The following is a 13,714-nucleotide window of genomic DNA, read 5'->3' on the forward strand; positions in this document are numbered from 1 at the left end:
GCCCGTGTTCAGCCGCCCTCCACCCGGCTCCGACACCGCGCTCTGGTTCACTTGGACGATGAGCGCGAGTGCTGCCCTGGGCCAGGTGTGCGGGAGCGACGTTCCGGAGTTGACCGCCTTCCTGCGGGTCGTCGATCTCACCGTCAGCGGACTCGACTCGCCGTCGGTCCGCCTGTGGGTCGAGCGAGACGGCGACGGCGAGATCATCGGCAGCACGGGTTACGAGATCAGCGCCGACAGCAGGCACGCCCTCATCAGGAGCGTGGCGGTCGACCCGTCACGACGCTCAACCGGCAGAGGCGGCGGTCTCGCCCGCTTCGCGTTCGCGCGTGCTGCGGAGGAGGGCGCCGCCACGGCCTGGCTGTTCAGCCGTCGCTCCGGCCCCTTCTGGCGCGGACTGGGGTTCGCGCCCGCAGACCGTCGTGAACTCGCGAGCGTTCTCCATGACACGCACCAGGTGCGCCTCTTCCAGGAGACCGGACAGCTGGATCACGAGGTCGCCTGGTCCCGACCGTTGTAGGTCCTCGGGACCCGCACGAAGGGGGCGTTTCCCGGTCTCGGAACCATCGCGCCAGCCGTGAGCGGTACACGGGGCCGTCTCGACGGGACCGCTCGCGGCACGGGGGCTCGGCGCCCTTCGGGCCGGAGGTCGAAGCGCCGGACGTTTCGCTCGGCGTTCGGCTGGTCGGGTGGCGGGTGTTCATGGTGTGGCGCGGGGGACCGTCCGTGGAACGGGGGCCGTGAGGCTCTTGGGTGGCGGTCGGCGTGCCGTTGCCCGGGGTTCGGGTGGCGGGTGTTCGTGGGGTCGCGGGGGCGGCCCGACGGGCCGGGGAAGGAGGTGTCCGCCGCAGTGGGGGCGGGCATCAGGCCCGGTCGGGTGGCCCGGGCGCTACCCGGTGAACTCCGCGGCGTGCTCGGCGGCCCACTGGGTCAGGGTGCGCCCCGGGCGGCCGGTGACGCGCTGGACGGTGTCCTGGACCTGCCCGCCGATCTCCGGGGGGTTGCTGGCCAGGTCCAGCGCGAAGGCCACGTACTCCTCGTCGTGCCCCTCGGCGCGCAGGCGCTGGGCGGTCTCCTCCAGGGAGAGCAGGGCAACGGTGACCTCCCGGCCGATCGCCGTGGACAGCCGCGTGGCCTGCTCGGCCGGGGTCAGCGACTCCGGGCCGCTGACCAGGTACGCCCGCCCGCCGTGGCCGTCCTCGGTGAGCGCGCTGACCGCCACCGAGGCGATGTCGGCCTCGTGCACCATGGCGCTCGGCTGGTCGCGGGACACCCGCATCAGGCCCTCGGTGCGGATCTCCTCGGCGTGCGCGAGGAGGTTGGCCATGAACTCGACCGGGTTGAGGAAGGTCCAGGCGAGCGCGCTCGCGCGCAGGGCCTCCTGGACGCCGCCCTCGTAGAAGTCGGACAGCACCGTCACCCGGCGCACGCCCGCGGCCTCGGCCAGTTCGACCAGTCGCGGTCCGGTCTCCAGCGGCGCGTAGTCGTCCCCGCCGAAGGTGATGAGGTGCAGGCCCTCGACGCCACTGAGGTGCGGCACGAGGGATTCGGGGTCGGTGAGGTCGCCCCGGACCGCCTCGGCTCCCTGGGGCAGCGCTCCTCGGGCGCGTTCGGGGTCGCGGGTGAGTGCTCGCACCGGGTGCCCGGCGGCGATGAGTTGCCGGACGATCTCGCGGCCGACGGTACCGGTGGCCCCGGCGATGAGAAAGGTCAAGACGCATCCTTCCGTAGTGCGTACAGTACATCGTACGGTAAGGATCAGTCGGGCTTGGCCGGGCAGCCCTCAAGGTGGTCGTCCACCACGCCGGTGGCCTGGAGGTAGGAGTACACGATGGTGCTGCCCACGAAGTTGAAGCCGCGCTTCTTCAGGTCCCGGCTGAGCCGGTCGGACAGTTCGGTGGTCACCGGCACCTCCTCGGGGGCGGTCCAGTGGTTGACCACCGGTTCGCCCTCGACCCACCCCCACAAGTAGGCGTCGAAGGAGCCGAACTCCCCGCGCACCCGCTGGAAGGCCTGGGCGTTGCGCACCGCGGAGCCGACCTTGAGGCGGTTGCGGACGATGCCCGGGTCGGAGAGGAGCCGATCCGTTTCGGCCTCTCCGTAGGCGGCGATCCGCTCGAAGTCGAAGCCGTCCATGGCGCGCCGGTAGTTCTCCCGTTTGTTCAGCACCGTCGACCAGGAGAGACCGGCCTGGGCGCCCTCCAGGACGAGCATCTCGAACAGGTACCCGTCGGCGTGCGAGGGGCGCCCCCACTCGTCGTCGTGGTACTCGGTCATGAGCTCGGAGGCGTTCCGGGCCCAGGCGCAGCGGTGGGTGTCGGTCACGGGTGCTCCTCGGTGCGGTGGTCGGGTGGCCTCCATCGTCCCGGAGACCGCTGACGGTTGGTGGGAGACGGGTGACGGGTGGGAAACACGTTGATCGAGTGGATCGGTCGGGAAAGGATGGGAGGGTGACAGGCACAGACTCGCCTCGGGACACGCCGAGCGCACCACGAGCCCGTCCCAGCGCACCCAGGGTGCGGCTGGTGGCGATGTCCGAACCCGTGCTCGCCGCCCTGGCGGAGGGGGACACGGAGACAGCCAGCGCCCTCATGGGCGTCGAGCTCGGTGAGCACTTCGCCACCGAGGAGATGCGCTGGCTGTGCCGTTACCGCCTGGGGCAGATCCAGGCGGTCCCCGACCGGGCTGGCTGGCTGACCAGCGTGGTCGTGGACGCCGACCACGGCTGGGCGGTGGGGCACGCCGGTTTCCACGGGCCGCCGGACGAACGCCGGATGGTGGAGATCGGGTACTCCGTGGTGCCGGAGATGCGGCGCCGGGGCTACGCGCGGGCCTGTGTGGTCGAGCTGCTCCGCAGGGCCGACGCGGAGCCGGAGGTCGCCGTGGTGCGGGCCTCGATCCGGCCGGACAACTCCGCCTCGCTGGCGACCATCGCGGGGTTCGGCTTCGAGCACGTGGGCGAGCAGTGGGACGATATCGACGGTCTGGAGTTCATCCACGAGCGCCCGTCGCCACGCCCGGAGACGGGGCCCTGAGGGTCGGCTCCCCGTCGCCCGTCCCGAAACCCCGCAGCCGCCCGAGGGACACGGATCGGGAGCACCCCCGGCCCCGCCGACCTCGTCCGGTCTGGCACGGCCCTGGTTCAGTCGGTGCCGTGCCAGGAACTCCACAGTGCCGCGTACGCCCCGCCCGCCGCGATGAGTTCGTCGTGCGCGCCCAGCTCGGTGATGCGCCCGTCCGCGACCACGGCCACCCGGTCGGCGTCGTGCGCGGTGTGTAGGCGGTGCGCGATCGCGATCACCGTCCGGCCCTCCAGCACCGCCGCCAGGGACCGCTCCGTGTGCCGCGCCGTCCTCGGGTCCAGCAACGAGGTCGCCTCGTCCAGCACCACCGTGTGCGGGTCGAGCAGCACCACGCGGGCCAGCGCCACCTGCTGCGCCCGAGCCGGGGACAGGGCCTCGCCGCCCGAACCCACCCGGGTGTCCAGGCCGTCCGCGAGTCCTCGCGCCCAGTCGGCGTCCACCGCGTCCAGCGCGCGCAGCAGAGTCGTGTCGTCGGCTTCGACGCCCTCGGGAGCCGCGATGGCCAGGTTCTCCCGCAGGGTGCCGGTGAACACGTGGTGCTCCTGGTTGACCAGGACGATCCGCTCGCGCAGGACCTCGGGGGCCAGCTCGGCGACGGGGACCCCGCCCAGCAGCACGTGCCCCGCTCCGGGCGCGTCCGCCCCGGACAGCAGACGGCCGATCGTGGTCTTGCCCGCGCCGGAGGGGCCCACCACGGCGAGCCGCTCCCCGGGGCGCACACTGAGGTCGATCCCGCGCAGCACGTCGTGGCCGGGCACGTAGGAGTAGCGGACCCCGGACAGCTCGATCCGGTCGTCCGCCGGTACCCGGCCGGGGTCGGCGGACTCCTCCGGCAGCCGCTGCACACCCCGAAGGCGCGCGAACGACGCCCCGGCGCGCTGGAGCTCCTCCATCCTCTGGGTGACGCCGATCATCGGGTCCACCATCTGCTGCACGTACAGCAGGCAGGTCACCAGGACGCCGAGGCTCATCCCGCCGTTCAGGTACATCGCCCCGCCGACCAGCAGCGTGACGGAGACGGGCAGCACGAAGACCGCCTCGGCGACGGGGAACAGCACCGACCGCAGCCGCAGGCTGCCCCGGCGGGCCCGGTACAGCACACCGACGTCCCGGTCGGTCACCCCTCGACGGTCCTCCTGGACGCCCAGGGCCTCCACGGTGCGGCCGCCCTCGGCGGTGGCGGTGGCGCCCTCCAACGCGGCGGACAGGGCCGCGCCCTCCGCCAGGTAGGTCTCGCGCGAGCGCCTGAGGTACCAGCGCGCGGCGGGCCACACCAGCGGGAGGCCCAGCAGCGCGCACAGGCCCAGCAGCGGGTGCAGCCAGGTGACCGCGACCACCAGGACCAGGATCTGGAGCACGCCCATGCTGATCTCCGGCAGCGCCCCGCGCAGGCCGTTGCCCACGTTCCCCACGTCGGCGGAGACGCGGGTGGTGAGGTCGCCGGTGCCCGAACGCTCCACCACCCGGGTCGGCAGGGACAGCACCCGGCCCACGAAGTCCTCCCGCAGCCGCCGCAGGACGTGCTCCCCGAACCGGTAGACCGCGCGGCGCGCGTACCGGGTGAGCAGGAGCTGCACGAAGGCGGCCGCGAGCACACCGGCGGCCAGCCGGTCCACCGTGCCCAGGGTGGCCGTGCCCGCCTCCACCAGGTTGACGATCCGGCCCAGGAGGTAGGGGCCGACCAGCCCGGCGCCGGTGGCCAGGCAGGTCAGCAGGACCACCCCGGCCACCCGTCCGCGTTCGGCGCGCAGCAGCCGGACGGTGTCGCGGCGGACCTCCGCGCGGTCGGCGACGGGCAGGCTCATTCCGGGTCCCCTTCGTTCTCGGAGGCGCCACGGAACACCAGCGCCCGGTAGTCGGGTCGGTCAGCGAGCAGCTCGCCGTGGGTGCCGACCGCGGCGACCCGCCCGTCCACGAGCAGCACCACCCGGTCGGCCCGGTCCAGCAGGAGGGGCGTGGTGCCGGCGACCACGGTGGTGCGCCCGGTGCGGGCCTCGTGCAGCCGCTCGGCGATGGTGGACTCGGTGTGCGCGTCCACGGCCGAGGTGGGCTCCACCAGCACCAGCACCTCGGGGTCGGCCAGCAGCGCCCGGGCCAGCCGGACCCGCTGGCGCTGACCGCCGGAGAGGTTGCGGCCCTGCGGTTCGACGGCGGAGTCCAGCCCGTCCGGCATCGAGGTGACCACGTCGTCGGCGCCCGCCACGTGCAGGGCGGTCCTGATCCCGGCGTCGGGGTGGCCGCCGTGCGGGTCCAGGACCTCACGCAGCGACCCGGCGAACAGGTACGACTCGTTATCGGAGACCAGCACGCGTCGGCGCACCTCCCCGATCTCCACGTCGCGCAGCGGCACCCCGCCCCACAGGGCTTCGGAGGCCGTGTAGCGGCCGAGCCGGTCCACCACGGCGGCGGCCCCGGAGCCGGCGGAGACGAGCGCGGTGGTCAGGCCCGAGGGGACACGCACCCCGGATTCGGGTTCGACCAGTTCCGATCCCTCCTCCGGGCCGGGGAGGTCCCGGCCGCTGCCGGTGGGCGGGGGGTCGAGGGTGAGCAGGTCGAGCGTCCGGCGCACGGAGACGAGGCCCTCGATCACGGCGCTGGCCCCTTCGATGATGAAGAACACCGGCAGGATGAGGATCGCGACGTAGGCGTAGACGGCGACGGTCTCACCCACGGTGATCTGCCCGTTCACCGCCAGGCGCGCGGCCACCCAGGTGACCGCCCCGAGGAAGACCAGGGGCAGGCAGGCGCTCACCGCGTGGAACCAGCTGGTGGTCTCGCTGACCCGGTAGCCCTGGTGGAGCAGGTCCCTGGACCGGTCCTCGTAGCGGCGGGCGAAGTGCGCCCTGCCGCCGACACCGCACAGGACCCGCAGGCCGGAGACGATGTCGGCGGCGAGCGCGGTGGTGCGCCCCTGGTGTTCGCGGTAGACGCTCTGGTGGCCGTGCAGCCGCCCCATCAGCGGGCCGATGACGGCGGCCAGCACCGGGACGCCGAGCACGACGATCGCGGCGAGGGGCGGCGAGATGGTGAACAGCAGGACGGAGACGCCCGCGTAGGCGACGACCGCGCCCACCCCGGGGCCGGTCAGGGTGAGGATCTGGGCGATGCGCAGGACGTCCGAGGCCTGCACCGTGGACAGCTCTCCCGAGGAGACGCGGCGGGACAGGGACGCGCCCAGCACCGTGGAGTGCCGGGTGATCACGCGCATGGTCCGGTGCGCGGCGTCCGCCCGGACCAGGGACATGGTCCGGTGCCGCAGGATCGACACGGTCGCGGTGGCCACCGCCACCACGGCGGTGATCCCAGCCCACTGGACCAGGGCGCGTGGATCCTCGGCACGCAGACCGTCGTCGATGGCGCGGGCGAGCAGGTAGGGCGGGAACACCAGCCCGACCATCCACAGGGTGCCGTAGAAGGAGCCGCGCAGCACCCGCCACGGCTGGGAGGTGATCAGCCACCACACATAGCGCAGGGGGCCGCGCAGGTCGGGTGTCCCGGTGGGGGGAAGGGCCGAGCGGGGGAGCGGGCGGGTCCCCCAGGGGCCGGGAACACCCGTGGTCTCGGGCAACTGGCACCTCCGTGTGCACTGGATCACGCCCATGTAACCAGGACTCCGACCGCGCCCGGGGCGGACCCCCGACAGAGGAGCGTGTTCCAGGTCGGACCGCCCGGGAACCTCGCCGAAAACGGTGACCGGGCGTCCCCCCTGGGTAAGGGGGTGACAGGTGGTCGGCGGCACGGTAGAACGGCACGAGCGTCCCACCCTCAAAGAACCGAGGAGCACCACCCCTTGACCGCCAACCCGTTCCTGTCACCCAGCGAACTGCCCTACCGTCTTCCCGACTTCGCGGCGGTCCGCGAGGAGCACTTCCTGCCCGCCTTCGAACAGGGCGTGGCCGAACACCTCGCCGAAGTGGACGCGATCGCCCGCGACCCGGAGCCCGCGACCTTCGGCAACACCATCGCCGCGCTGGAGCGCTCCGGCGCGACCCTCAGACGAGTCGAGGTCGTGCTCCACACACTGACCGGCTCCGACGCCAGCGACGGCATCCGCGAGATCGAGAAGGAGATCGCGCCCCGCTCCACCCGGCACCGGGACGCGATCTCCCTCAACCGTGACCTGTGGGCACGCATCCAGCAGGTCAGCACGGACGACCCGCAGGAGGCCTGGCTGCTGGAGCGCTACCGCCTCGACTTCGTCAAGGCCGGGGCCGACCTCGGTGAGGACGACCAGGAGCGGCTGCGCGAGCTCAACGCGCGCCTCGCCGAACTCGGAACCGAGTTCTCCCGCAACGTCGTCCGGGCCACCGGGGAGTCCGCCCTGGTCACCACGGACGTCTCCGACCTCGACGGACTGGACGAGGCGCGCCTGGGCGCGATCAAGCAGGGCGACGAGTACGTCCTGCCGCTGCTGAACACCACCGTGCAGCCCGCCCTGGCCCAGCTCACCAACCGCGCCACCCGCGAGCGCCTGTACACGCTGAGCGCCGAACGGGCCCCGGAGAACCTGGAGATCGGCGCCCGCATGGCCGAGCTGCGCGCCGAGCGCGCCCGGCTGCTGGGCTACTCCGACCACGCCGCCTACAAGGTCGCGGACCAGACCGCGAAGACCGTGGAGGCTGTCGAGGAACGGCTCGGCCAGCTGGTCGGTCCGGCCCGGCGCAACGTCGAGAAGGAGGCCGAGGCGCTCGCCGAGTACGCCGGTCACGACATCGAGCCGTGGGACTGGCCGTACTACACGGAGCAGGTGCGCAAGGCCCGGTACGACTTCGACGAGAGCGTGCTGCGGCCCTACTTCGAGCTCGGCCGGGTGATCGAGGACGGCGTCCTCCACGCGGCGACCCTGCTCTACGGGGTCACGTTCACCGAGCGTCCGGACCTGAAGGGCTACCACCCCGACATGCGCGTGTGGGAGGTCTTCGACGGCGACGGCACCGCGCTGGGCCTGTTCCTGCTGGACCCCTACGCCCGCCCGACCAAGCGCGGCGGCGCGTGGATGCACAACCTGGTCGACCAGTCGTTCCTGCTCGACGAGCGGCCGGTGGTGGTCAACAACCTCAACGTCGCCAAGCCCGTCTCCGGGCCCACCCTGCTCACGTTCGACGAGGTGGAGACGGCCTTCCACGAGTTCGGCCACGCCCTGCACGGGCTGCTGTCGGCGGTCCGGTTCCCCCGGGTCGAGGGCACCAGCGTGCCGCGTGACTTCGTGGAGTTCCCGTCCCAGGTCAACGAGATGTGGGCGCTGTGGCCGGAGGTGCTGTCCCACTACGCCCGGCACCACGAGACCGGTGAGCCGGTGCCCGCCGAGCTCGTGGAGCGGCTGACCGCCGCCAGCCAGTTCAACCAGGGGTTCGGCACCTTCGAGTACCTGGGAGCGGCGCTGCTCGACTGGGCCTGGCACCGTCTGGCGCCCGGCGAGACCGTCGAGGACCCCGCCGCCTTCGAGGCGCGCGCCCTGGAAGCGGCCGGTGTGCTGCACCCGCTGGTGCGTCCCCGGTACCGGAGCACGTACTTCCAGCACATCTTCTCCGACGACGGCTACAGCGCGGGCTACTACTCCTACGTGTGGAGCGAGGTGCTGGACGCGGAGAGCGTCGACTGGTTCAAGGAGCACGGCGGGCTCACCCGTGCGGGCGGCGACAGCTTCCGGGAGAAGGTGCTCTCCCGGGGCGGGAGCGTCGACCCGATGGAGGCGGTCACCGACTTCCTCGGCCGCGAGCCCGGCATGGGCCCGCTCCTCACCCGCAAGGGCCTGAACTAGGGAGCGTCCCCCGCGGCCCGCTCAGCGGCGGACCGCGGGGGACGGCCTCACTGCTTGGGTGCGCGGGGCTCGCCCAGCCCGGCGCGCTCGCGTACCCGGCGGCCGACCCCCTCCACCGCGCGCAGGGCGTCCCGCACGTCCCGGTGGGAGGGGGTGAACGGCAGGTTGTGGATGGTCTCCTCCGGGGCCGTCGCGGCCTCGACCACCCGGTCCAGCAGCGCGTCGTCGGCGTTGCCCAACCCGGCCTCGGTGAGCGTGGTGGGCAGTCCGGCCCTGGCCGTGAACTCGGCGAACTCCTCCACCTCGGCGGTGGCGGCGCCCTCCAGCAACAGCTGGGTGAGGGAGCCGATGTTGACCTTCTCGCCGTGGGCGAGGTGGTGGGTCTCGTCCACCGCCGTGAGGCCGTCGTGCACCGCGTGCGCGGCGGCGAGGCCGCCGGACTCGAAGCCGAGGCCGGAGAGCAGCGTGGTGGCCTCCACGACGGCCTCCACGTCGGGGGTGACCAGGTCGCGGTCCACGGCGTCGAGCGCGGGGAGCGCGGACTCCCACAGGATGTCCCACGACAGCTGGGCGAGGGCGGTCCCGGCGCGGGTGGGGAGCCCCTCCACCATGTTCGTGGAGTCGGTGCCGCGCAGGGCGCGGGCCTCGATCCACGTGGCCAGGGCGTCGCCCACGCCCGCGGCGAGGAACCTCGTGGGAGCCTGGGCCACCAGCTGGGTGTCGACCACCACCAGAGCCGGGTTGCGGTCGTAGAAGCGGTAGGACTCGAAGGCGCCCTTCTCGGTGTAGACCACGGAGAGGGCGGAGGTGGGCGCGTCGGTGGAGGCCACCGTGGCGGCGCTCACCCAGGGGACCCCGACGTTGGCGCCCGCTGCCTTCGCGGCGTCGATCGCGGCGCCGCCGCCCAGTCCCACGATCACGTCGTGGTCCTGCGATTCGATGACCTCGCCGACCCGCTCGGACTCGGTCCTGGTGGGCACGCCCCCGAAGCGTTCGAACGTGAGCGGGATCCCGGCCTCCGCGAAGGAGCGTTCCAGGGTCGCGCCGACCAGGTTCCGTACGACGTCGTCGGCGAGGACCAGCGGCCTGCTTCCCACCCTTCCGACCAGTGTGCCGAGCTGCTCCATCGCGCCACGGCCCTGGACGTAACGACCGGGCGAGGCGAAGACACGCAGGGACGGTGTGTTCTGGGCCATGGAAGTTCCCCCCTGTGGTTGGTGGTTCCTCCCCCCGGCCTGGCCGGTGGACGGGGGCCCCAAACGTCACGCACCGCAGGTTGCCCTGTTCTTTGCCTCACCCCGTCCGGCCGGGTTCCGGGGACCCGGCCCGAGTGCCGCGCCCATGAGGCCCCCGGACGCTGAGCCCCTTCCCCGCTGAAAGCGCGGGTCCGGGTCCCACGCAAACGAGCGGGGCCGCCCACGGCGACGTCGAGTCACACGTGCTGGACTCCCTCGCCCCGGGCAGCGAGTCGGGCGATCGCGGCGGCGCTCGGGCTGCCGGGGTCCGGGGTGTACATCACCAGTTGCAGTTCGGTGCCGGGCAACAGCAGGATCTGGCGCTCCAGCTCCACCTCGCCCGCCCAGGGGTGGTGCAGGCGCTTGCGCAGCGTGGACAGCGGGCGTACGTCGTGGTCGCGCCAGCTGGCGGCGAAGTCCGCGCTGAGCGCGGCGAACTCGTTGACCCGCTCACTGAGGGCACGGTCGGCGGGGTGACGGGCGCTGGCCGCACGCAGTTGGGCCGCAGACCGCCGGACGAACTCGCCTTCCGTGCTCTCTGGTGCCGAGCACAGGGTGTCCCGCAGACGAAGGGCCAGCCTGACGACGTTGCGTTCCTCGGTGGGCAGCAGCCCGAAGTCGGTGATCAACACGGCCGCCGTGCCGTTCCAGGCCACGATGTCCTGACGCTGGTCGACCAGGTAGGCGGGGATCGGCCCGAGCCGCTCCAACAGCCGTCGGGCGTCGTCGGGCACCGGCTCCCGATCAGTGTTCGTGCTGAGGGGGATCTGGCCGGCCAGCCGCGCCAGGTGTTCACGCTCCGCGACGGTGAGCCGCAGTGCCCGACTCAGCGCCGTCAGCACCTCCGGGGAGGGGCGCGAGGCGCGGGCCTGCTCCAGGCGTTCGTAGTAGTTGACCGACACGCCGGCCGCTTCGGCGACCTCCTCGCGGCGCAGCCCCGGAGCGCGCCGGGCGCGTCGTCCTGGCGGGTGGGCCGCCGACACTTGGTCCGGGCGCAGCGAGTCCCGTCGACGGCGCAGGAAGTCGCCCAGGTCATCTTTGCTCACCCGGGTCATGGTGGCACGGGGCGGTCGGTCCAGCCACGGACTGGCGGTCCGGGGATCAGCCGTCCGTTCCCCGACCGCTGGTCCGCGTCCAGTGTGGTCTGCACAGTCCGTTGAACACGGGAGAACACCATGCCTCGAATTCCCGAGGAAACGATGCGCCGACCGCTGAACCTGATGCTGGTCAAGGACACGAACGTCGCTGACCTGGAGAAAGACGGCACCGCCGTGCCCCTGCCCGCCTCCGGGGCCTCGCTGCGCTGGGGAGCTGTCCGATGACCGGCGTCCTGGTGACGGGCGGCACTGGGAAGACGGGTGGCGCGCTGGTGAGACTACTGCGCGGCAACGGCGTACCGCTCCGAGTGGCCAGCCGCCACCCGTCCGCCGACGACCCCGACGCGGTCCGGTTCGACTGGGAGGACCCGACCACCCACCCTGCCGCCCTGCGCGGGATGGACCGGATCTTCCTCGTCCCTCCGGTGAACTCCGTGGATCCGATTCTGTCTGTCGGTCCGTTCCTGGCCGAGGCGCGACGCCTCGGTGTGCGCCGGGTCGTGCTCCTTGGCTCCGCCATCGTGCTGCCGAACGCTCCCAGTGCTGTGGAGATGGCCGCGCGGGTACGAGCCCGGCCGGGCGGGGTCGTGCTGCGGGCGTCCGGGTTCATGCAGAACTTCCTGAGCCCCCATCCGGTGGGCGAGCGGATCCTGCGGCACGGTGAGGTGCACACTGCCGCCGGTGAGGGCGCGGTGGGGTGGATCGACGCGAGGGACGTCGCGGCCGCCGCCTCCGCCCTGCTGGCCGATCCCGGCGTCGAGCCCGACAGCCAGCGTGACTACCTGCTCACCGGGCCGAAGGCCCTGAGCTACCGGGACGCGGCGGCGATCATCACCGCCCGCACCGGTCGGAAGGTCCGGGTGGTGACGGTCGGGACCGAGGAGCAGGCCTTCGCCTACCGGGCCGCGGGCATGCCCTCCGAGTTCGCCGCCGCCGTCGCCGCTGTCGAGGACGGCATCAGACGCGGCCTGCACGACCAGGTCAGCACAGCGGTGTTGGATCTGACCGGGCGCCCGCCCCGCAGCTTCGACGCCTTCGTCCGGGAGCACCGGATCGGGCTGGGTGGGAACGGAGGGTTTGAGCACTGAAGGGCGGACCGGCAGGGGAGGCGCTACCCCCCGCTTCAGGGCGGACTGCAAGAAGCTGAACAGGGAACGGGCCGCGCGCTTTCGGCGCGTGGGCACGGGCGAATTCCCCGACGCGCTGAAGGGGGAGTCTCGGCTCCTCCGACCCCCTGAACGCGAAGGGCCCCAACCGGGACTTCCGGTGGGGCCCGTCGCACGAGCGCGCTGAGGGGCTCAGGCGGTGGCTGCGGCCGCCTCGGCCTTGGCCTTGCGGCGACGGACGGCGGCGGCTCCGACCGAACAGATCAACACCAGCAGCGCGGTCGCGCCGACCACGGCCATGACGAGGCCGCGCTGCGGTTCGGCGGGCAGGTTCAGCGCGAACTCCTCGGCCTCGGCCCCGTCACCCGAACGCGGGCCCATGGACCTGGTCAGGGCGCCCACCGGGTCGAGGAACCCCGTGCCGAACGCGGCACCGGCGTCCGGGTAGGCCGACATCACCAGGCGCTCGGAGGTCTGCGCGGCGCTCAGCTCCGGGTGCTGCGCGCGCACCAGCGCGGCCACCCCGGCCACGAACGCCGCCGCGACCGCGTCCCCCTCGGCGACGGCGTGCCCGTCACCGCCGGGGGCCAGGCTCAGCACGGACTGGCCGGGCGCGCTGAGGTCGGGTGTCGAGATCCGGCCGTCCGCCGTGGCGGGCGGCGGCATCAGCGGAGCGCCCTCCGTGCCGGTCGCCGTCACCCCCAACACCTCACCGCGGGTCGCCGGAACGGCCGCGTAGGCGTCCCGCCCGACCATGGCCGTCGACGGCGCCACCACCAGGACGTCCTCCTCGACGGCGGTGTCCACCGCCGCTTCGAGCGCGGAGCTGCCCAAGGGGATGGCCACGCCCACCAGGACGACGTCCGCTCCCTCTGAGACGGCGTCGGTGATGCCCTCGGCGAGCGCGTCCGCGTTCGCGCCGCCCCAGTCGTCGGTGACCGGGACCGCCAGCACGCCGGCCTCGGGCGCCACCCCGATGAGCCCGCTGCCCTGCTGGGGTCGCGCCGCGACCACCCCGGCCAGGAACGTCCCGAACCCGGTGCAGTCCTCACCGGCCCCGTCCACCGCTCCCTCGAGGGCGGCCGACGAGTCGTCGACCCCGCTGCCCACGACGGCCACGGTGATCCCGGCCCCCGAGGAGGTGGACCGGGCACGGGGGAGCCCCAGGGCGTTCTCGGTCCAGAGCTCCTGGCTCACCGTCTCCTCGGAGGAGGGCGCACACGCGTCCCCGTCCAGTTCGGACGCCACCTGCGGCAGCGCGGGCGGGACCTCGTCCGCCGCCGCGGGCGCGACCGTCACCAGGAACAGCGCGCCCGTCAGGCACACCCCGGCCCCGAACCGAAGCCGCTTCCGTTCCGCTCCGTTCGACACGGGGCCTCCCGTTCCTCTCACCTCCGGCCGCCCCGCCCAGCGGGGCGGCCGCTTCCTCGTT

The 13,714-nt window shown here is 73.1% G+C and carries 12 protein-coding genes; 5 read left to right on the plus strand and 7 right to left on the minus strand.

Features of this window, described 5'->3' with window-relative positions:
• Positions 1-58 precede the first annotated feature (58 nt).
• Positions 59-520 (plus strand): GNAT family N-acetyltransferase, encoded by a 462-nt coding sequence (locus BDW27_RS18345; protein WP_110050758.1) that lies wholly within the window; start codon positions 59-61, stop codon positions 518-520.
• Between the two features lie 369 nt (positions 521-889).
• Here the strand turns inward: BDW27_RS18345 and BDW27_RS18350 are convergent, their stop codons facing one another.
• Together BDW27_RS18350 and BDW27_RS18355 are read right to left on the minus strand one after the other, a co-directional pair.
• Positions 890-1,714 (minus strand): NAD(P)H-binding protein, encoded by an 825-nt coding sequence (locus BDW27_RS18350; RefSeq protein ID WP_110050546.1) that lies wholly within the window; start codon positions 1,712-1,714, stop codon positions 890-892.
• A 44-nt stretch (positions 1,715-1,758) separates the two neighbouring features.
• A complete protein-coding gene (locus BDW27_RS18355; RefSeq protein WP_017544352.1) occupies positions 1,759-2,325 on the minus strand; it encodes a DNA-3-methyladenine glycosylase I in 567 nt (188 codons plus the stop codon).
• A 206-nt stretch (positions 2,326-2,531) separates the two neighbouring features.
• Here BDW27_RS18355 and BDW27_RS18360 point away from each other — a divergent pair, with 206 nt between their 5' ends.
• Positions 2,532-3,035 carry a GNAT family N-acetyltransferase gene (locus tag BDW27_RS18360; RefSeq protein WP_233515827.1) on the plus strand — a complete coding sequence of 168 codons (504 nt, stop codon included), beginning with the start codon at positions 2,532-2,534 and terminating at the stop codon, positions 3,033-3,035.
• 107 nt (positions 3,036-3,142) lie between these two features.
• Here the strand turns inward: BDW27_RS18360 and BDW27_RS18365 are convergent, their stop codons facing one another.
• Both BDW27_RS18365 and BDW27_RS18370 read right to left on the minus strand, forming a co-directional pair.
• The gene (locus tag BDW27_RS18365) at positions 3,143-4,888 is read right to left on the minus strand and encodes an ABC transporter ATP-binding protein (RefSeq protein ID WP_110050548.1); all 1,746 of its coding nucleotides are present in this window, start codon (positions 4,886-4,888) and stop codon (positions 3,143-3,145) included.
• Positions 4,885-6,651, minus strand: a complete 1,767-nt coding sequence (locus tag BDW27_RS18370) for an ABC transporter ATP-binding protein (protein WP_199560702.1) — start codon at positions 6,649-6,651, stop codon at positions 4,885-4,887. Before BDW27_RS18370 ends, BDW27_RS18365 begins: the two co-directional genes overlap by 4 nt.
• A gap of 222 nt (positions 6,652-6,873) precedes the next feature.
• Between BDW27_RS18370 and BDW27_RS18375 the strand changes: the two genes are divergently transcribed.
• Positions 6,874-8,844, plus strand: coding sequence for a M3 family metallopeptidase (locus tag BDW27_RS18375; RefSeq protein WP_110050550.1), 1,971 nt, complete (start codon positions 6,874-6,876; stop codon positions 8,842-8,844).
• A gap of 47 nt (positions 8,845-8,891) precedes the next feature.
• On the opposite strand, the gene BDW27_RS18380 is transcribed toward BDW27_RS18375, so the two are convergent.
• Together BDW27_RS18380 and BDW27_RS18385 are read right to left on the minus strand one after the other, a co-directional pair.
• On the minus strand, positions 8,892-10,040 hold the full coding sequence (locus BDW27_RS18380) for a glycerol dehydrogenase (RefSeq protein WP_049578904.1): 1,149 nt from the start codon (positions 10,038-10,040) through the stop codon (positions 8,892-8,894).
• A gap of 236 nt (positions 10,041-10,276) precedes the next feature.
• Entirely contained in the window at positions 10,277-11,125 is an 849-nt protein-coding gene (locus BDW27_RS18385; RefSeq protein ID WP_233515805.1) for a helix-turn-helix transcriptional regulator, read from the minus strand.
• Positions 11,126-11,254: 129 nt separating this feature from the next.
• On the opposite strand from BDW27_RS18385, the gene BDW27_RS27280 reads away from it, so the two are divergent.
• Both BDW27_RS27280 and BDW27_RS18390 read left to right on the plus strand, forming a co-directional pair.
• The gene (locus BDW27_RS27280) at positions 11,255-11,401 is read left to right on the plus strand and encodes a hypothetical protein (protein WP_158543593.1); all 147 of its coding nucleotides are present in this window, start codon (positions 11,255-11,257) and stop codon (positions 11,399-11,401) included.
• Positions 11,398-12,264 carry an NAD(P)H-binding protein gene (locus BDW27_RS18390; RefSeq protein ID WP_110050554.1) on the plus strand — a complete coding sequence of 289 codons (867 nt, stop codon included), beginning with the start codon at positions 11,398-11,400 and terminating at the stop codon, positions 12,262-12,264. The genes BDW27_RS27280 and BDW27_RS18390 overlap by 4 nt, the downstream gene beginning before the upstream one ends.
• A gap of 210 nt (positions 12,265-12,474) precedes the next feature.
• Here the strand turns inward: BDW27_RS18390 and BDW27_RS18400 are convergent, their stop codons facing one another.
• Positions 12,475-13,653 (minus strand): S8 family serine peptidase, encoded by a 1,179-nt coding sequence (locus BDW27_RS18400; protein ID WP_110050558.1) that lies wholly within the window; start codon positions 13,651-13,653, stop codon positions 12,475-12,477.
• Between the last annotated feature and the right edge of the window lie 61 nt (positions 13,654-13,714).

Source organism: Nocardiopsis sp. L17-MgMaSL7, from assembly GCF_003182025.1.
Lineage (GTDB): Bacteria > Actinomycetota > Actinomycetes > Streptosporangiales > Streptosporangiaceae > Nocardiopsis > Nocardiopsis prasina.

Excerpts from the sequence above, each read along its gene's own strand:
- BDW27_RS18390 (WP_110050554.1), top strand. The coding sequence starts at position 11,398 with ATGACCGGCGTCCTGGTGACGGGCGGCACTGGGAAGACGGGTGGCGCG.
- BDW27_RS18365 (WP_110050548.1), bottom strand. The coding sequence starts at position 4,888 with ATGAGCCTGCCCGTCGCCGACCGCGCGGAGGTCCGCCGCGACACCGTC.
- BDW27_RS18360 (WP_233515827.1), top strand. The coding sequence starts at position 2,532 with ATGTCCGAACCCGTGCTCGCCGCCCTGGCGGAGGGGGACACGGAGACA.
- BDW27_RS18345 (WP_110050758.1), top strand. The coding sequence starts at position 59 with ATGAGCGCGAGTGCTGCCCTGGGCCAGGTGTGCGGGAGCGACGTTCCG.
- BDW27_RS27280 (WP_158543593.1), top strand. The coding sequence starts at position 11,255 with ATGCCTCGAATTCCCGAGGAAACGATGCGCCGACCGCTGAACCTGATG.
- BDW27_RS18380 (WP_049578904.1), bottom strand. The coding sequence starts at position 10,040 with ATGGCCCAGAACACACCGTCCCTGCGTGTCTTCGCCTCGCCCGGTCGT.